Here is an 18,478-nt window from a genome sequence, read left to right as displayed (position 1 = left end):
TTGGAAATTTTAATTTGATTAACAAAAAAAATTATGGTTAGAAGTAAATTGTCAAGTGTGTTTATAAGCTTGATTGTGTTATTTTGGGCTCTTTCAGCAGGAGCAGTTGCGCAAAACAGTACCCTGAGGGGGACCGTGAAAGACATTACCGGCACCCCGCTCATAGGGGTGAATGTGATTCAAAAAGGTACCACAAACGGAACGGTGACGGACGTGGATGGGAACTTCTCGATCAACGTTCCCGCAAACGCGGCGATAGTCTTTACGTACATCGGTTTTTCAGCGCAGGAAGTTGTCTGGGACGGTGCTTCCGCAATGAATGTGGTTATGCACGAAGATGCAGAGCTATTGGATGAGGTTGTAGTGGTTGGTTATGGAACACAGAAAAAAGTGAATTTGACAGGAGCTGTGGACAATATGTCCGAAAGCCGATTGGCGTCTCTTCATGTAAACACGATGGGGGAGGCTTTGCAAGGCCAGCTGCCGGGTGTTTATGTGTCTACTGCCGACGGGAAACCGGGAAGATTCTCGTCTTTTAATATACGGGGAACTACCTCCATAAATGGAGGCGACCCTTTAATTGTTATTGACGGGGTTCCTCAGTCGAGCAATAGTCTGAATAATTTATCGCCGAATGATATTGAAGATATATCTATTTTGAAAGATGCCGCTTCGGCAACTATCTATGGCGCACGTGCATCGTTTGGGGTTATCCTTATCACCACAAAAACAGGAAAAAAGGGAAAATCCAAGGTGGAATACAACAATTACTTCGGATTCAGCAAAGCTACCATTGTCCCTGAAATATACGATAATCCGGTAGATTATATCGATATAAATCAAAATGAATTCAATAAGTACATAGGGCAATCGTATTTTACCGATGCCCAGGTGGAGTATCCCTACTTGTATGAAAAGGACCCGACCCTTCCACAGGCAAAATTAGAAATAATCGGCGGACGATCGACTTTGCTGTTGGGTGGAAAAGTATATAACTATTATAAAGAGTGGTTGCGCAAATATACTCCTCAACAAAACCATCGGATCAGTGTCAGCGGAGCCAACGACTCTTTTCAATATTACCTGGCGGGAGATTACAATTACGAAGAGGGGAATATTAAGTTCAAACCCGAGAAAATTAAAAGATACACTTTGTTGTCTAATTTGAGGTACAACCTCAACAAGAATGTTTCCTTGTTTAATAATACGACAATGGTTAAAAGGGATGAGGAGCATCCCAACCAGTATTTATATGGCTTTACCTCCAATGTATACAGGTTTATTGAGAATTCAAACGCGATGATGCCTGAATATGTAGATATCGATGGGAAAATGGTGCCTACCGATATCGGGTTCTACAGGAGATTTCTCGAAAAACAATCGGGTATTGAGAAAGATGTGCATGATGTGAAAACCACATTGGGAGTGGATATTTCTTTGTTGAACAAGGATTTGGAAATACGAATAGACGGGACATACCAAAATGAAAATACAGACTACCTAAGGTGGTGGGATAATGTTGGGCCGTACTTGTCAAATTCTTTCAACAACAGAAACATAGTCTTGGATTATTATTCGGATGCCGGGCCGGCCAAAATATACCGGAGTAACTGGAAAAGCGTATTGACCAACATTAACGCCTACGGTACGTATAGTAAACTGATCAATGACCATGACATAAAGGTCATGGGAGGGTATAATCAGGAACATTATGACTATTTGTATTCTTATGCTGAAAAACTGTATCCACTTCCTGTAGACCAACATTCTCTCAACCTGGCAACGGGCGCTTCAAACACGCGGGATGACGACAATCGGAATTCGTCACGCAGTATCTTTTCCCGCTTAAACTACAATTGGAAAAGCAGGTATCTCGTGGAATTTAATACCAGTTATTTCTTGTCATCGAGATTTGAAAAACAAAAGCGGGGACACGGCTATCTTTCTTCATCGGCTGCATGGCGAATATCCGAGGAAGCGTTCTTCGAGCCTTTAAAGACAGTTGTACCTAATCTGAAATTGCGGTTTTCGTACGGCTCATTGGGGAATGCGAATATAGGCTCTTATGACTATATTCCTATTATGAGTGTAAGCCAATCCGGTTTTTCGTTGGACGGAAACCTCGTTAACCTGACGTCTGCTCCTGCCCCGAAGTCTGACAACTTTACCTGGGAAACGGTCGAGTCGTTCAATTTAGGCCTGGATTTTTCTTTGTTCAACAGTAAATTCAATACGACATTGGATGTTTTCAGGAGAGACACCAAAGATATGCTTGCCAACTACAGGTCATTACCATCTGTTTTCGGAGCAAGTGTCCCTAAAGAAAACATTGCATCTTTAAGAACGAAAGGATGGGAGTTGAATGTCAATTGGAACGATTCTTTTACTCTGCTGGATGACAGGTTTATGTACGGCGTGTATTTTAACGTGTCGGACTACATGTCCCAAATAACGGATTATTATAATCCGACAAATTATTTGGCAGATTATTACGTGGGACAAACTATTGGAGAAATCTGGGGCTTGACTACGTTGGGGTATTTTCTTACGGATGAAGAGGCCAAAAAGAGTGCGGTCTTGTCGTCGAGCTCAACCAGCAGGGTCTATGCCAGTGCGGGAACGATAAAGTTTGAAGATAAGAACAACGACGGTGTCATTAGTTGGGGAGACAGGACATTGGATAATCCTGGAGATTATAGGGTTATCGGGAATGAGACTCCCCGTTATCAGTTTGGATTAACGCTTAATGGTGCCTGGAAAGGGTTCGACATGAATGTGTTTTTTAATGGCGTTGGGAAAAGGGACATTTATCCCGGCGCCGAAGCCGTTAATTTCTGGGGGCCTTATAACCGGAAATATCAGGTGATGACAAAGCATGTGATAGAAAATAGATGGACACCTGAAAACCCGAATGCATACTTTCCCAAACCGCAGGGATATATTGCATTAGGGGGGAATGACCTGGGGCAACCTCAAACCAAGTACATGCAAAATGCCGCCTATATACGGTTGAAAAACTTTTCATTCGGCTATTCCTTACCCCATGATCTAGTGAAGAAAATCAAACTGAACAGCCTGAGATTCTTTGTTTCCGGGCAAAATCTCTGGGAATATACAAAACTGCATTTCAGCCTCGATCCTGAAGGGTTGATGAAGGATCCGGACGCCAATCAGGGAAGTGTAGGCCTGGGTACTGCGTACCCCATCCAGAGGGTTTATTCTTTCGGAGCACAAATTCAATTTTAAAAGATGAAAATATGAAAACAATAAAATATTTACACCTCACCGTAATAATTACAGCAATAATATTTCTGTATTCCTGCAACGACGATTTTTTGGAATTAAAACCATTGACAAAACTGGCGGAATCCGAGGCATTCTGGGAAAATGAAAGTAGCATTGAAACTTTTTCGAACAGTTTCTACAATTACATCGATAGAGGCGATATTCTTGCAGATTTCACAAGCGATAATTGCGAACACAAAACTTCACCTCCGGCTCTTCGCAGGGGCGTTTATTCAATGCCTACAGCACTTGGCAGTGGCGGATGGAACTGGTCTCAATTAAGGAATATCAACTATTTCATTCAAAACGTGAATAACTCTAAGCTGGATCCGTCTGTAAAAAATAAACACATAGCTTTAGGAAAATTTTTCCGCGCATGGTTCTATTATAAGAAAGTGCAGCAATTCGGAGATGTCCCCTGGTATTCCCAGCCGCTAGCGACAAGTGATGAAGATTTGATCTTTAAACCGAGAGATCCCCGTACCTTAATTGTTGATTCAATAAGAAAGGATATAGATTTTGCCATCCGGTATCTTCCTGTCGAAAAAACAAAAAACAGAATTTCAAAATGGATGGGACTTGCGTTGAAGTCCCGTATACTGTTATACGAAGGAACATATTCAAAATATCATGGGCTTAGGGACGCAAATGCCTGCAAGGTACTTCTTCAGGAGGCTGTTGACGCAAGCAAGGAGTTAATGGAATCCGGAATGTATACGATTTATTCTACGGGAGATCCGCATCGTGATTACTTTAATCTTTTCCAGCCCAAGGATGCTTATACGGAGGAGGTTATTTTAGCCCGGTCCACACAGAACCAATACTTTTATTATACTCCTAATTTCACATCCACTTCGAATGGAAACTATGGCGCTACTTATTCTTTAATTTCTGATTACTTGATGAGTAATGGGGAGACATTCCAGAAAAGATATCCCGATGAGAGCAAGAGGCGTGCATTACCTTATATGGATGAGTTTAAGGACAGAGATCCCCGTCTATGGCAAACCCTGGTTTTCCCCGGATACGTAAGGGTAGGGACAAGTGGCGAAGCTTTGACCGATTTCAATCAGAATACTACCGGTTATATGATACATAAAAGAGTAGGGCCCCCTATAGAAGATCAGGGCGGCGGACTGAGGGATGTGATCATGATCAGGTATGCAGAGGTTTTATTAAATTATGCGGAGGCGAAAGCTGAGCTAGGCATTTTAACACAAGAAGACTTGGATATTTCTGTGAATTTAATCAGAAAAAGAGTAAATTTACCTCCTCTTTCCATAAATTCGCCTCTGGATCCTTATTTGGATGATTATTATAAAAATACTTCAGACCCCATGATTCTTGAAATAAGAAGAGAGAGGAGGGTGGAGTTGGCTTTTGAAGGATTTAGAACGGAAGATTTAAAAAGATGGAAAGAAGGACAGCTCTTCAGGGATCGTTATCAAGGTATGTATATAAAAGAATTCAACACCTATATCGATCTGAATAATGATGGGAGTCCCGACTTATATGTCCTGAAAAATAATCAGACTCCTCCGTCCGATCGCATCGCAGGAGTTCAGTATTTTCGTTTGGCGGATGTGGCGGCATTGAGTGAGGGGGAATATGGCAGAATAATACCTTACTCAAGAGAATTGCCCGAATTTAAAGACTGGGAATACCTCAACCCGATTCCTACTGAAGAGCTTACGTTAAATAAAATGTTGAAACAAAATCCCGGATGGGATAACTTAAACTAAAAGAACGATGACAAAATGTAAATGTGTTGATTGGATCGCTCTCGTTTTCTTCCTTTTCGTTGCCGTTTCGTGCAGCGAATCAAACTCGAAGCTTCCGCGGGAAATAATCGTCGGGGGAGACAATGTGGTGATGATCCTGGATTTCGACAACTCGGCCGACAGCGTAAAGAAAGTCAATTGGTACCTGAAGACATCCGAAGTCACGAACATGCCCGATACAATGATCCGGCACATGAGGACCGTGGATGATCACAAATCGGTAGATAACCATACCAAGATCCTGATCTGTTCCTCGAGCGGAGGAACCCTTCTGGTGGACCGTGCGACCCGGAAATGCCTCTTTTACGCCATCACACCCAATGCGCACTCCGTAGAATACCTTCCCGGTAACCGTATAGCGGTTGCATTGTCTACCGCCGACAAGGGGAACCGGTTGGAAATTTACGATGCGGGCCGTTCAAATACCGTGTTGTTCAGCGATTCGTTGTATTCCGGCCACGGCGTTACCTGGATGGCGGGAAGGAACTTGCTCTATGCGTTGGGCTACGATGAACTGAGGGCGTATTCGCTGGTTAACTGGGACACTCCCAACCCGGGTTTACAACTGGAGGAGAAGTGGACACTGCCGGAAACGGGCGGGCATGACCTGTATGCCTCTTCGGAAAATCAGCTGCTGATAACCACGTCGAAAAAAGTATGGAAGTTCGATTTAAACAGCAATGCGTTTGAGCCTTTTGCTCCCCTTGCGAACGAGCCCGATGTCAAGTCGGTCTATTACGACGAAAAAGCGGATCATCTCATCTATACCCAGGGTGAAATAAGCTGGTGGACCCACAACATATACTCCATAAATCCAACCAAAAAAATAATGATCCCCGAAATTGATGTGTACAAGGTGAGGGTTATCAAATAATCCGGATACGTTTTAATCAGCACTGCAGTAAAGCACCCGTAAGTCGGTTTTATAACCCCTCTTACGGGTGTTGACGTTCATGCAGGATAGTGATAGTGAATTTACACGAAAGGGAAAAGAAAGAATTGCGTAAAAACACTATCGGAATTTACATATTTCCTTTCTCAACGATATAGATACAGAACAAAAACGACTACTCAAAAGCTGATACGTTTAACGAACTATTGTTGAAAATAACAAGTTAAAAAATTAATTTTTTAAGAGCCTTACGATCTTATCGGCTGTAATTTTATATCCCTCACTTGTCATGTGTATATAATCTGAACTATAAAGACCTTCTCTGATAACATTATTGTTATCTAAATACCATTCCGTAGGGTTAATATACTCTACTTGATTAAATTGATGAGAACTTAATATGTCATGTACTTTATCACATTTGATGCGTATTGGATCTTGTTGATATTTACCAGACGGATAAAGCCCGAGAAGAATGATCCGAGATTCTGGAAATTGCTTCCGTGCCTCTTCCGCTACAGCAATTATTCCTTCAGCAGTATCTTCCGGAGTATCTGATGCTATCAAATTATTAATGCCAATTGCTATAACTACATTTTCTGGCTTGCAAATATTATAATTGCCATTTTGAAGCCGCCATAAGAGATTTTGCGTTCGATCACCCGAAATGCCGGCATTTTCCCACGTACCTTCTCCGATAGCTTCGTCCATTGCTTGCTTTCAGGTAAACGTAGTAATTAATTGCCGTGTTCCTCCCCACGCTTGTGTGATTGAATTGCCCAATAAAAGTAATTTCAATCTCTTATTTTGTAAAGTTTCCGTTATATCTTCAGAGACATTATGCCAATCTGATCCTTTTACCCAACCGGCTCCGGAACGAAACTCATTACCAGGTAAGGCATGTGTGCAATCATTACTTTTTCGTCCGGTAGCAGCAAGAATAAAACGGACAATAGGCTCAGGATTATTAAGAGAATGAGGATGATGACCGATTCCGGGTTTATGAATTACGGTAATGGGAGCATTAAAATTTTTCATACGCTCTTCAAAAACAGCCGTATTTTCATCAACAGGAACCACTACATCAGCGTCACCTACTACATGGATAATCGGAATTTTTGCTTTTGCAATAATTTCCGCCCAATCTAACGGATTATGCTTCCATTCAATCGCTTGATTTTCATTCATAAAACCGTAAGCTGTGAAAAGTTTTTTTGTATCGTCTTCAGACTTGGTTGGTTTACCTTTACCCATTGGCCAGCTTTTAAAATCCATTACCGGGGCATCGGCATAAATACAAGCTACTTTATGTGAGTTTTTTGCTGCCCAGTTATAAACAATTAGACCTCCCCGACTCATTCCTTCCAAAACTACCTTTTTGTTTAATCCGGCTTTGACCATTTTTTTATAAAATCTATTCCATCGCTCAACAGCTTTATTTGAACCATAGAGATCAGCTACGTCACAATACGTAATATAGAAACCCTGCTCAAGAAGATCAATATCTGTTTGGGGTTCATGCCCCCAGAAACGTGCACGAATCACCCATGGTTTTCCATTAGCATCACGATACGGTCTAACAATTTTACATAGGACGCCTCTATCATAGAATTCATAACCTTGGTACCCATGAAAATTAAATTTCTTGGCGTTTTGAGGAATGAGTGATTTGATAGGTTTTGTTTGAGTATAATGTGGTAAAGAAAGATAATTATATATTTTTTTTGCCATTAATCCAGCCCCAATGGAAGAAGGATGGAGCTTATCGGGAGTAAGATAATCCTTAAACTCATCACCGAATATGTTAAACATATTGATGATCTCCAGATTATTTTTCCAGGCTAATTCTTCAACCATTGGCCTTACCTCTTTTTCAATGAATTGTGCATTAATAGATGAACCTTCCGGCAGGAAGCAACGTATCGGTGTGAGCAAAATAATACGAGGATGTGAACTTAGCATTCGATAACTGTCAATAAGCGCTTGATAATCTTCCAAGAAATCATCTTGATATTTCCAATTCTGAGGTTTAGTGTCGTTAGTACCCAGTTTAATCAAAACAACATCCGGTTGATATGCGAGGGATTGTTTATAAACATCCGTTTCTACATAAGGATAATCGCCTTTGATTAATACTGTCCGAGCAGATACCCCAAAATTTTTCACTTCATAATTATCGCCTAAATATTCCTGAAGCTGTGCCGGATAGGAGTTCTTCTCTCTGTTTACAATGCCAGCACCGTAGGTAATACTGTTTCCCACGCAGGCTACTTTAATTGTTTTTTGGGCAAAAATTGTTTCAGTAGAAAATGATAATATTGCAAAGAATAAGTAAAGGATATTTCTTTTCATTTTGATTAGATAGTATATTTTATGAAATCCACCAATTCTTCTATGGTGTATGTCTTCAACCTTAAGTTTACCCCTGCAAGTTTAGTTAAATTATTTTTAATAGATTGGTTTTAGGATAATTTTCTTTTCAAAACCCTCTTTTTTTGTGTGAGAGCGTTCGAAAAGAGAAATATTAGTGTTACGAGCATGACACAGTTTATCCTGTTCGTAAATTTTTCTCCTTAAAAGTATCGACTCTTTTTTATTTGTTTCCTGATTGTTAAAATCTTCTCTCCTCTGCCCAGATAAACGTCGGCAGACTTGAACAGCGATATCCGGGTAATATGGAAATTCCGGAATGAGGGATGACTTAGTATGTTTTTAGGAAGATAGATAAGGTAACCCGATGAGATATCGGCTACCGGCTCAAATAATTAACGTTTTTTAATTTACTAATTCATCCATAAATTACTAAAATAGTATCCATTTGCATAAAATGTAAACAAAATTAGGGATGAAATCGGAAAACCAAGAATCGTTTCCTGTAGTTTTTCATTTACACAATTTTTCGGATAGTGTCTTTAAAACATTAATTATCAACTATATAAAATTTCTATTATATATAGTAGGGTGCTTTCTTAATACACTTTTACTTCACAAAGGGGTAATTAATAGCGTTGAAATGTTTACCGGATACTAATCAATATTTATTTATCAACGCAAATAATTTACAAAAGAGGACACATTTTGTACATTACTGCAAAATATTTATGAGTCTCTTTTATTATTCTTATTTCCTTTGATTCTCTTTATTTCTTTATCAAAGTCGGAAAGATAATATTCGTCTTGAATCTTTCGGAACGTTTCATATTCCTGTTCTGCTTTTAGCTTTGCTTCTAAAGCAGAGACCTTACCTTTGTCCTGTAAAATAGGATATTGAGACAGCTCCAAAAAGAGATTTAAAAAGTTAGCCCAATCCTGCATATTTGTTGTTATTCCCCGTTCCGCTCTGTTTTCCGCCAAATCCAGATAAGCAGATACTATCCGGTTTAATTCCCTGATGTGTGCTTCATTGAGGTAATTTTTAGCAATGGTAACATCCGATTTTAATATTTTTCCATCAGGAGCTTGTTTCCAGTTGGTTAATCCCATGTATAGTTTGGTTGCATCAGCTGAAGTATAAATAATTTCAGCAGCCGTTTTTCCTGTGATTGCCCAATGTAACTTATTCTGTACAGTGGCAAAAAAGTCTTTGGTTACAGGAGCGTTTTTATCATAATCCGCAGCAGTAGCATAGATATCTGTAATTTTCTGATAAAACCTGCGTTCACTTGCCCGAATCTCCCTGATACGTTCAAGCAACTCGTCAAAATAGTCTTTACCAAACGAACGTCCGTTCTTCAGCATCTCATCGTTTAAAACAAAACCTTTGGTAATGTACTCTCTAAGCGTATTCGTAGCCCAGATCCGAAATTGTGTTGCCTGATAACTATTGACACGATAACCAACAGCAATGATTGCATCCAAATGGTAAAAGTCCAGTTCACGGGAGACTTCTCTGGAACCTTCCCGTTGAACTATCCGGATTTTCCGGATAGTTGACTCTTTATCTAATTCTTCTGAGTTGTAAATATTCTGTAAATGTTCATTGATCGTTCTCACATTTACTCCAAATAGTTCTGCCATACGCTTTTGCGTAAGCCAAAATGTATCATCTTCGAATTGAACTTGTACATTCACATATCCATCAGGAGTCGTGTAAAGAATAATATTATTTTCCATATTATTTTCTCAGTTTATTGTAATACCTATTTCTTTGCTTGAACATCTTATCAAAGTAATCTATTTTAGAATCCCGGTAATCAAATATTACAGGAGGTTTACCGGAACGCTGTACACGACCTATGTAAAGATAGGAAAATTAGTTGAAATAAGTACTCATTTATTTTAAAAGTGTCGCCAAAGTAAACGATTTTATTTATGTGTATTTTTGCCAAAAGAGCTAAATTTATGGATAGTCGTATCAACATACTAAAAGGCATTCATCCCGGAAAACTAATAGAAAGGGACTTGAAGAAACAGGATATTACCCAACGCAGTTTGGCAGAGAAAATAGATGTTCCCTATCAAGCCATCAATGCAATTATTATGGGAAAGCGTAATCTTACAACAGAGTAAGCGTTAAAAATAGAAACAGCTTTGGGATATGAAGAAGGATTTTTGTCGATTCTTCAATCCTATTATAATATAAAGTTTAACCTATGTTTAACCCAAAGAAAAAAGCACTCACCGAAAATTATCGATAAGTGCTTGATCATTAGGTGTGGGCGTTGACGGATTCGAACCGCCGACCCTCTGCTTGTAAGGCATAAAGATATCTATTTCTTTCATTTTTATTTATTTTTAATTGTTATTTATCATATTGTATATGAGTATTATATTCGATTTTGTGTTCTATCCGTTTTGTTTATATTCTATGCTTTTCCTATCTTTGTGTGCGAATTATGTGCGAGATATGTGCGAAAAATATGCCATCTTTTCTCTTAAATAAATGGTTTTAGATATAACAATGTGCAAAAATAACGATTATGCTACAATATGAATTTACAAACGGGACAATTTCTTTGTTTTTTGACGATAGAAGAGCAAACAAAGATGGAAAATATCCACTAAGGTGGCGATTGTATTATCGTGGAAAACGAGTTTATTATCCAATTAATAAATATTTAACAAAAGAAGAGTGGGATGCCTTACCAACTTCACGAATTGTGTCGTTAGTTGAGATTAGAAAGGATTTGAATTATTATTTCAACGAAATTCTTATTAATAAAATCAATGAGTTGGTTAGAAATAACAATTTTTCTGTTGAACAATTCAATTATTTGTTAGGAAAATCAGATATCTTATCTGTAAATGATGCATTTAATGCTAAAATCAAAGAATTAGAGAAAGACGAAAAAATATCGAATTCCATCATTTATCAATGTGCCATAAATAGCTTAGAATCTTTTGCGGGAAAAAATATATCTTTTTCTCAAATAACATTTAAATTCTTGAAAGATTATCAACAGGATATGGAGAAAAAAGAATTGCGTAGAAGTACTATTGGAATTTATATGCGATGCTTACGTGCAATTATAAATAATGAAGGGGACCCTTATTTAACCGGGGCGAAATACCCTTTCGGCAAAGGGAAGTACATTGTCCCAACGGGTTCCGGCAGGGAAATGGCTCTGCAGTTGTCCGATATTCACTTGCTTGAAACTTACGATTGCGATGATGTAGTAGCCGAACAATGTCGCGATATGTGGTTGTTTTCATTTTATTGTAGTGGTGCGAATTTTAATGACATTTGCAAGTTCAAGTACAAAAATATAATGAACGGTGAAATCTATTTTATCCGTCAAAAGACGAAAAGTACCACCCAAGACCAAAAAGATATTGTTGTGCCGATTTTAGAGCCGATGCAGAAGATTATTGATAAACACGGAAATGAAAACACCGACAAGGAAAATTACATATTTCCCTTTCTCAACGATACTAACACGGAACAAGAGCGATTTCTCAAAACTCAAAATCTGATACGTCTAACGAATAAAAAAATCAAACTTATCGCAAAGAAAATAGGTTTAATGGACGGTATTAGCACCTATACGGCACGACACTCTTATGCTACGATTTTGGCAAAATTAAGAGTACCGGAAAGTTTTATCGCCGAGCAACTGGGGCATTCAAAACGAACAGTTACTCAAAACTACTTTGATAGTTATACTAAGGAAGAGCGAGTGAGTTTCAACAGCTTGTTACTTCAATATAACTCGGGAAAATAGATACTTTGTCGAAAAGAGAATGTCCAATTTTTTGTGTAATAAACTGGACAAAATATTATTTTAATTGAAATAACTTGTCAAGTAAATGGAGCGAAATACTTGACATTATCAAAAGAATTATTACCTTTGCGTTATGAACTTATCAACGCAAATACAAAAACAAATAAAACGGTTTCCCGAAGGCAAAACATTCGGTTATCCCGATTTAGATATTAGCAGAGAAGACTTCCAATCAACCGCCAAGATACTGGAGCGTTTGCAGGGCAAAGGCTTAATCAAGAAAATGTCCAATGGGGTGTTTTATAAGCCAATAAAAACTGCTTTTGGCGAGCTGAAACCCGATTACAACGAGCAACTACGACCATTTTTGTATGAGAATGGAAAACGAATTGCCTACGTTACAGGAACATATTTGTATAATCAGATGGGATTAACCACACAGTTGGCTGTTCGTGTAAAAATTGCATCTCGAAGCAAGCGAATAAACATTAATCGGGGAGCATTGAAAGCAGATGCTGTAAAGAGTTACGCGGAAGTAACAGAAAATAACTATGCCCTTTTAGGATTTTTAGACGCAATAAAAGATATTAGGAAAATACCGGATACCACAGTTCAAAATTCCGTAAAAATTCTTTCGGCAAAAATTGCTGAAATGGATGAAAAAGAGATTGTCCGATTGATTAAATATGCCCTGTTGTATCCGCCAAGAGTGCGGGCATTATTGGGAGCAATTCTCGACGATTTAAGTAAACCCGAAAACATTACGATGCCATTATTAAACAGTATTAACCCGTTGACGAAAATAGATTTAGGATTGAATGATGTAGATTTGTCAACAGTTGAAAAATGGAATATTGTATGAAACTTCACACGGATAAAAAACTGTTTCGAGATGCTGTCAGCATCACCGCACAACAAATGAATATCCCCACAATCTATGTAGAAAAGGACTATTGGGTTACGTTTGCATTAAAAGAAATTTTCAGTAACGAAATCGGAAGAGATACCATTTTCAAGGGCGGAACTTCGTTGGCTAAATGTTTTAAAATGATTAATCGGTTTTCTGAAGATATAGATCTGGTAGTGATTCGGCGAGAAGACGAAACCGATAATAAGCTGAAACGCAAATTAAAAGATGTTGAAAATGCAATAAATGATACGCTTCCGGAAATCGAAATTCAAGGCTTGACACATAAAGTGGGGATGAGTCGAAAAACAGCTCACAGTTATAGCAAAGAATTTTCGGGTGCTTATGGACAAATACGAGATGTAATTGTAATAGAAGCAACTTGGTTAGGGTATTACGAGCCATTTACAAATCAAAACATTAATTCTTTTGTTGGAGAAATGATGCTCAATGTTGGGCAAACGGAACTTGTTGAAAAGTATGACATGCAGGCATTTACTATTCAAGTTCTCGAACCGGTTAGAACAATTTGTGAAAAGATAATGAGTTTAGTGCGGTTTTCGTATGGCGAAAGGCCCATTGAGGATTTGAGAAATAAAATTCGTCATACCTACGACTTACACCAACTTTTACAACAAAAAGAATTTTTCAACTTTCTCAATTCGTCCGATTTTGATGCCATGTTACTGAAAGTAGCTAACGATGATGTGAAAAGTTTTAGAAACAACAATGAATGGTTGGTTCATCATCCCAATCAATCACTGATGTTCAAAGATTTATCGAATGTTTGGTCGCAATTAGAAGCAACCTACAACGGTAGTTTCAGAGATTTGGTTTATGGCGATTTTCCGAGTAGTGATGTTGTCCTATACACCTTGGAGAGTATCCGTGAAAGAATGTCCGTCGTAAGTTGGAATGTAAAACTGTAAAATAAAGATTATCCATGGCACGCCCCCGCATAAAAACTCTTCCCCTTTCAGACTTAAAATGCTTTGACACTATTGTGTTAGAACTGAAATCTATGCCCGAGTTTGAAGATTTTGATATTGGAAATGCCATTGTCAGCATAAAACAACGAAAGCCAGTATATACTGCCAAACCCGAAAGTATCGAGACCGCTATCAAAAATCTGGAAAAATACATTGAAAAAAATGGTACAGACAAATTTGCGGAATTAACCAAGCAAGATATGAGTGCACTTTTAGGTATTTCTCGCCCTACATTAGACCGCTGGATTGAAGCGGAAATCATAGAAAGAGGCACAATTGGATTTTATCATGGCATAGAAATAAGAACTTTTACGGCTATTTCAGTTCTGAACAGCTTAGAAGAATTAAGACAAAAATAATCCCGTTATATCCTTTTATACAACATTTTATCGATTAATTTTGATTTGTATTCCACTGCGTTTTTTGAATTATTAACGAAAGAACTTTACTGCTTTACGTTTGGCGTTGGTTGGCTTTGATTGACATTCAAAAGTGTTAATGTGTAAAGTAATTTGCATTTTTATTGGTTTGCAATTGTTCCTTAGACTTCCTTATAACTCCCTATAATTCTTTTAAGTGGATTTGTGTAAACCATTTATTTAATTTGATATTCAGTTATTTATGGTTTTAATTTGTGGCATTTAATTGAATGTTTTACAAATTAAAACCAATGAATGATGAACAAAATTATCGTAACTACTCCCGAAGAACTTCGCTTGATTGTAAAAGAAGCAGTCATCGAACTGACCTCTCCAAGAGAAGAAAAGAAAACCGAAGCCGATACGGTAAACCTCGAAACCGCTTTGCAGGTTTTGACCGAAAACGGCTACCCAACTTCCAAAGGAAAAATGTATAAACTTACTTCCGAAGGAAAAATTCCCCATAAAATGTACAACAATAAGCTCGTTTTCTCTCGAAAAGAAATATTGGAGTGGGCTGAAAGTCAAGCAAAACCCAAATACGATGCCACCGAAACCATCCGCGTAGTCGCCCAAAGTGCCCGCCGAAAAATACGTTAATCCGATGAAAAACGATACTTATATCCGTGTGGGAACAACTTATTACAAAATCGTGGAAAAGCCACTCTTGTCGGGTGAAATGGCAAAAGTGCGTGTGGTGTGGAGCATAGAAACCATTCGTCAAGATCACGGAAAGGACTTTATCAGCCAAATTCCCAAATATGACGACTTTTGCATCGTCCCCTCTCACACCCGATACCAAGAGAGGGTAGGGAACTGCTTCAATTTGTACGAACCGATTGAGTATTCGCCTAAACCGGGCGACTGCCAAACCGTTCTATCCGTAGTCCGCCACGTTTTCGGCGAGCAGTACGAAATGGGATTAGACTACATTCAGCTACTGTACTTGCATCCGGTGGAAAAACTTCCCATAATTTTGCTTTTGTCAAAAGAACGCAATACGGGAAAATCCACTTTTCTGAATTTGTTGAAAGATATTTTCGGTAAAAATATGACTTTCAATACCAACGAAGATTTTCGTAGTCAATTCAATTCCGATTGGGCAAACAAACTGTTAATCGGCATTGAAGAAGTTTTATTTGACAAGCAACAAGACAGCGAGCGGTTAAAAAACCTGAGTACTGCCTTTCAGTTCAAAAGCGAAGCCAAAGGAAAAGACCGTGTAGAAACCGTGTTTTTTGGGAAATTTCTACTGTGTTCCAATAATGAACTTAATCCCATTATGATACAACCCGGAGAAACTCGTTATTGGGTGCGGAAACTACCTATATTGGGTAAAGCTAACACGGAAATCAGGCACAAACTGCGAGAAGAAATCCCGGCGTTTTTGCACTTCCTTTCCAATCGGAAACTCTCTACCGAAAAGAAATCGCGAATGTGGTTTGAGCATTCGCTTTTGCACACAGATGCTCTGCAACGCATCATCGACTACAACCGCAATGCCTTGGAAGTAGAGATTAAAGAGTTGTTGCTGGAAATAATGGATACGCAACAGGTTGAAAGTGTTAGTTTTTGCTTGAGCGATTTGCGCTCGCTTTTGATGTTTCACGGCATCGAAGCCGATATTTCCCGTTTGCGGAAAATCATCAAAAACCACTGGGAGATATTACCCAGTCCTAATACACTTACATACATTACTTACAGCATGACCGGCAACCAGTCCGGTGGTTCCTCTTTTAGTGAAACCAAGAAAACGGGGAGATTTTATACCGTATCGAAAGAATTTCTGTATGCTTATTTTTTGATGAGTTGATGAATTATTACTTATATGTTTAAATATAAACTATATACAGTCTCATCAATGCTTCATCAAACGCTCATCAAAGAAAAACGGTGAAAGAAAAAAGACTTACCCAATTACCTCGGGATATACTCACCTTATAAAATGATGAATGAATAAGGAGTGAAATAGATGTTGTAAATAAGTGAGTTAGTTCCATTCTCATCAATTCATCAAATTCATTACACAATTTAAGTCAGAGAAATAATTTTTACTGACGAAAAGAAAAAACAGCTACTAAACTTTTATAAAATGAACACCGAACAAGCCAAACAAATCCGCATCGAAGAATATTTGTCCCGTATCGGGATAATGCCTGCCAAAGAACGAGGACACAATCTTTGGTACATTTCGCCTTTCAGAAATGAAAACGAACCTTCGCTAAAAGTAAATCGTAACATCAACCAATGGCACGACTTCGGAAGTGGCGAAAAAGGCAATATCATCGACCTTGCAATGAAGTTACACAACACCAACAGCGTTTCCGAAGCCTTGCAAGCCATCGAACGAGCTGTGCCGATTTTGCCGTCCGCATCTTTTTCTTTTCGCCAGCAAAACGCCTTGGAAAGAATTGAAAATATAACCCTGAAACCACTCACTCATCCGGCTTTAATCCAATTGCTCCATAAACGAAAAATTCCGACCTACTTAGCAAAAAGCTACTGTAAAGAAGCCCATTACACGCTAAACGAAAAGAAATACTTCGTCATCGCTTTCCCAAACGATAAGGGCGGTTATGAAACGCTAAATCCTTACTTCAAAGGCTGTATCCCGCCCAAAGAAATCACCATTTTCGACCGAAAAACTTCAACGGTGCATCTTTTCGAAGGCTTTATGGATTATCTCAGTTTGCTGACTTTGCAAGCCAAGCAAGCAGATGTTTCAGCCGTTATTCTCAATTCGGTAAACAATATTGATAAAGCACTCCCTTTTCTTTCAAAACACAATTTAATCAACGCTTTTTTGGACAACGATGATGCGGGAAAACAAGCATTGGAAAAACTGCAAAAAATGAATTTGCCCGTAAAAGACATTTCAAAAAGATATGCGGAATTTAAGGATGTGAACGATTATTTGTGTGAAAAGAAAATGGAGAAAAATCAACAGGAAACTTTACCGAAAATCAATAAAAACAGAGGAATAAGACTATAAAAAATGAATTAATACTCAATTGTGACATCGCCTATGACACAAATATTTAGTAAACACAAAAAATAAAATTATGTCCACCATCGAAGAACTACGCAAGCAAGCCATCGCCCAACAAATCCGGAAAATGGCAGACGACGATCCGACCGAAATCCAATCGACGAGACCCAATGAGCCTCTGGAAAAGAGACAAGAAAAACAAAACGAAAAACCGTTTGTCAATAAAGTGCAAACCGAGCCAAGCAAGCCGACTCAGCAATCAACTGAACCGGAAACCATTGTTGCCAGACGAAACAGCCAAAAACAGCGCAAAGCTTCGCTCGAAGAGTACAAAAATAAATTCCTGCATCCTCCCAAAATCACCGACCGAAAGACCGTATACCTCTCCGCAGACATCCGCGACCGATTGGATGAAATTGTCCGCCGACTGGGTGAACGTGGCTCAAGCGTTTCGGGATTTATCGAAAACATGGCAAAGAATCATTTAGATACTTATCAAGAAGAAATCGAGCTATGGAAAAAATTATAACCTGTCCACGAGCAATGCAAGCCAAGCAAGCCTACCGAGCAAGCAGAAAATCGAACACATGGCAGAACTTTCGAATTAGCGGGGCAAGACGTCAGTTTGTTCCCACAAACTGTATCTTGCCCCGCTTCGGGCGTGGGAAAAAAGACTGCAATCACTTCGTTCTCGTCAGTCAAAATGGATGTTATTTTTCATGTCGAAAAACCTTTTTTTTATGGAAAATAAATCATCAGAACTGAAAATCCGATGCACGCCGGAGGAGAAAAAACGGATAGCAAGTAGAGCTGAATCGGTAGGGAAAACCCTGTCTGAATTTGCCCGGGAAATGCTCCTAAAAGGCAAGGTTGTAGCCCCGCCGAAATTCACGGAATTGCAGGAATACGGCATCAAAATGTTGTATGACTACGCCAAGAAATTTACCTATATCGGCAACTATTTGCAAAGTCGGGACGGCCGATTATACACCGAAATCGAGGTCTTAATTTCAGAAATCAAGGCAGTAATCAAGCAGTTTTTCAACACCTAATTC

General features: G+C 38.7%; 14 protein-coding genes and 1 pseudogene. 13 read left to right on the top strand and 2 right to left on the bottom strand.

Going from position 1 to position 18,478, the window contains the following annotated elements; translation table 11 throughout:
• Positions 1-33 precede the first annotated feature (33 nt).
• The 3 genes from KCV26_15680 to KCV26_15670 are packed head-to-tail and all read left to right on the top strand — an operon-like array spanning position 34 to position 5,940.
• Positions 34-3,246, top strand: a complete 3,213-nt coding sequence (locus KCV26_15680) for a TonB-dependent receptor (GenBank protein ID WZX36706.1) — start codon at positions 34-36, stop codon at positions 3,244-3,246.
• 11 nt (positions 3,247-3,257) lie between these two features.
• Entirely contained in the window at positions 3,258-5,027 is a 1,770-nt protein-coding gene (locus tag KCV26_15675; protein WZX36705.1) for a RagB/SusD family nutrient uptake outer membrane protein, read from the top strand.
• A gap of 7 nt (positions 5,028-5,034) precedes the next feature.
• Entirely contained in the window at positions 5,035-5,940 is a 906-nt protein-coding gene (locus KCV26_15670) for a hypothetical protein (GenBank protein ID WZX36704.1), read from the top strand.
• A 249-nt stretch (positions 5,941-6,189) separates the two neighbouring features.
• Here the strand turns inward: KCV26_15670 and KCV26_15665 are convergent.
• Positions 6,190-8,310 (bottom strand): annotated as a pseudogene (locus KCV26_15665) (sialate O-acetylesterase).
• Between the two features lie 747 nt (positions 8,311-9,057).
• Positions 9,058-10,071: a virulence RhuM family protein gene (locus tag KCV26_15660; protein ID WZX36703.1), complete on the bottom strand. Its 1,014-nt coding sequence runs from the start codon at positions 10,069-10,071 to the stop codon at positions 9,058-9,060.
• 228 nt (positions 10,072-10,299) lie between these two features.
• Here KCV26_15660 and KCV26_15655 point away from each other — a divergent pair, with 228 nt between their 5' ends.
• From KCV26_15655 to KCV26_15610, 10 genes are all read left to right on the top strand, one after another.
• Positions 10,300-10,467, top strand: a complete 168-nt coding sequence (locus KCV26_15655; protein ID WZX36702.1) for a helix-turn-helix domain-containing protein — start codon at positions 10,300-10,302, stop codon at positions 10,465-10,467.
• A 410-nt stretch (positions 10,468-10,877) separates the two neighbouring features.
• Complete coding sequence (locus tag KCV26_15650; protein WZX36701.1) at positions 10,878-12,119, top strand: site-specific integrase; 1,242 nt, start codon at positions 10,878-10,880, stop codon at positions 12,117-12,119.
• Positions 12,120-12,252: 133 nt separating this feature from the next.
• Positions 12,253-12,981 carry a hypothetical protein gene (locus KCV26_15645; GenBank protein ID WZX36700.1) on the top strand — a complete coding sequence of 243 codons (729 nt, stop codon included), beginning with the start codon at positions 12,253-12,255 and terminating at the stop codon, positions 12,979-12,981.
• Positions 12,978-13,955, top strand: a complete 978-nt coding sequence (locus KCV26_15640; GenBank protein WZX36699.1) for a nucleotidyl transferase AbiEii/AbiGii toxin family protein — start codon at positions 12,978-12,980, stop codon at positions 13,953-13,955. Before KCV26_15645 ends, KCV26_15640 begins: the two co-directional genes overlap by 4 nt.
• A 14-nt stretch (positions 13,956-13,969) precedes the next feature.
• The gene (locus tag KCV26_15635) at positions 13,970-14,374 is read left to right on the top strand and encodes a hypothetical protein (protein WZX36698.1); all 405 of its coding nucleotides are present in this window, start codon (positions 13,970-13,972) and stop codon (positions 14,372-14,374) included.
• Between the two features lie 318 nt (positions 14,375-14,692).
• The gene (locus KCV26_15630) at positions 14,693-15,034 is read left to right on the top strand and encodes a helix-turn-helix domain-containing protein (protein WZX36697.1); all 342 of its coding nucleotides are present in this window, start codon (positions 14,693-14,695) and stop codon (positions 15,032-15,034) included.
• Between the two features lie 4 nt (positions 15,035-15,038).
• Positions 15,039-16,247, top strand: a complete 1,209-nt coding sequence (locus tag KCV26_15625) for a helicase (protein WZX36696.1) — start codon at positions 15,039-15,041, stop codon at positions 16,245-16,247.
• Between the two features lie 279 nt (positions 16,248-16,526).
• Complete coding sequence (locus KCV26_15620; protein WZX36695.1) at positions 16,527-17,426, top strand: toprim domain-containing protein; 900 nt, start codon at positions 16,527-16,529, stop codon at positions 17,424-17,426.
• A gap of 124 nt (positions 17,427-17,550) precedes the next feature.
• Positions 17,551-17,952 (top strand): DUF3408 domain-containing protein, encoded by a 402-nt coding sequence (locus tag KCV26_15615; GenBank protein WZX38416.1) that lies wholly within the window; start codon positions 17,551-17,553, stop codon positions 17,950-17,952.
• Between the two features lie 211 nt (positions 17,953-18,163).
• Positions 18,164-18,475, top strand: coding sequence for a hypothetical protein (locus KCV26_15610; GenBank protein WZX36694.1), 312 nt, complete (start codon positions 18,164-18,166; stop codon positions 18,473-18,475).
• Positions 18,476-18,478: the final 3 nt, after the last annotated feature.

Source organism: Petrimonas sulfuriphila (assembly GCA_038561985.1).
GTDB classification, from domain to species: domain Bacteria; phylum Bacteroidota; class Bacteroidia; order Bacteroidales; family Dysgonomonadaceae; genus Petrimonas; species Petrimonas sulfuriphila.
This window is presented reverse-complemented; position numbering and strand designations above follow the sequence as displayed.

What these genes read in the sequence shown, in the direction of transcription:
- KCV26_15670 (WZX36704.1), top strand. Translation starts at nt 5,035, where the DNA reads ATGACAAAATGTAAATGTGTTGATTGGATCGCTCTCGTTTTCTTCCTT.
- KCV26_15620 (WZX36695.1), top strand. Translation starts at nt 16,527, where the DNA reads ATGAACACCGAACAAGCCAAACAAATCCGCATCGAAGAATATTTGTCC.
- KCV26_15625 (WZX36696.1), top strand. Translation starts at nt 15,039, where the DNA reads ATGAAAAACGATACTTATATCCGTGTGGGAACAACTTATTACAAAATC.
- KCV26_15630 (WZX36697.1), top strand. Translation starts at nt 14,693, where the DNA reads ATGAACAAAATTATCGTAACTACTCCCGAAGAACTTCGCTTGATTGTA.
- KCV26_15650 (WZX36701.1), top strand. Translation starts at nt 10,878, where the DNA reads ATGCTACAATATGAATTTACAAACGGGACAATTTCTTTGTTTTTTGAC.
- KCV26_15615 (WZX38416.1), top strand. Translation starts at nt 17,551, where the DNA reads ATGGCAGACGACGATCCGACCGAAATCCAATCGACGAGACCCAATGAG.
- KCV26_15680 (WZX36706.1), top strand. Translation starts at nt 34, where the DNA reads ATGGTTAGAAGTAAATTGTCAAGTGTGTTTATAAGCTTGATTGTGTTA.
- KCV26_15640 (WZX36699.1), top strand. Translation starts at nt 12,978, where the DNA reads ATGAAACTTCACACGGATAAAAAACTGTTTCGAGATGCTGTCAGCATC.
- KCV26_15660 (WZX36703.1), bottom strand. Translation starts at nt 10,071, where the DNA reads ATGGAAAATAATATTATTCTTTACACGACTCCTGATGGATATGTGAAT.
- KCV26_15675 (WZX36705.1), top strand. Translation starts at nt 3,258, where the DNA reads ATGAAAACAATAAAATATTTACACCTCACCGTAATAATTACAGCAATA.
- KCV26_15610 (WZX36694.1), top strand. Translation starts at nt 18,164, where the DNA reads ATGGAAAATAAATCATCAGAACTGAAAATCCGATGCACGCCGGAGGAG.
- KCV26_15635 (WZX36698.1), top strand. Translation starts at nt 13,970, where the DNA reads ATGGCACGCCCCCGCATAAAAACTCTTCCCCTTTCAGACTTAAAATGC.
- KCV26_15645 (WZX36700.1), top strand. Translation starts at nt 12,253, where the DNA reads ATGAACTTATCAACGCAAATACAAAAACAAATAAAACGGTTTCCCGAA.
- KCV26_15655 (WZX36702.1), top strand. Translation starts at nt 10,300, where the DNA reads ATGGATAGTCGTATCAACATACTAAAAGGCATTCATCCCGGAAAACTA.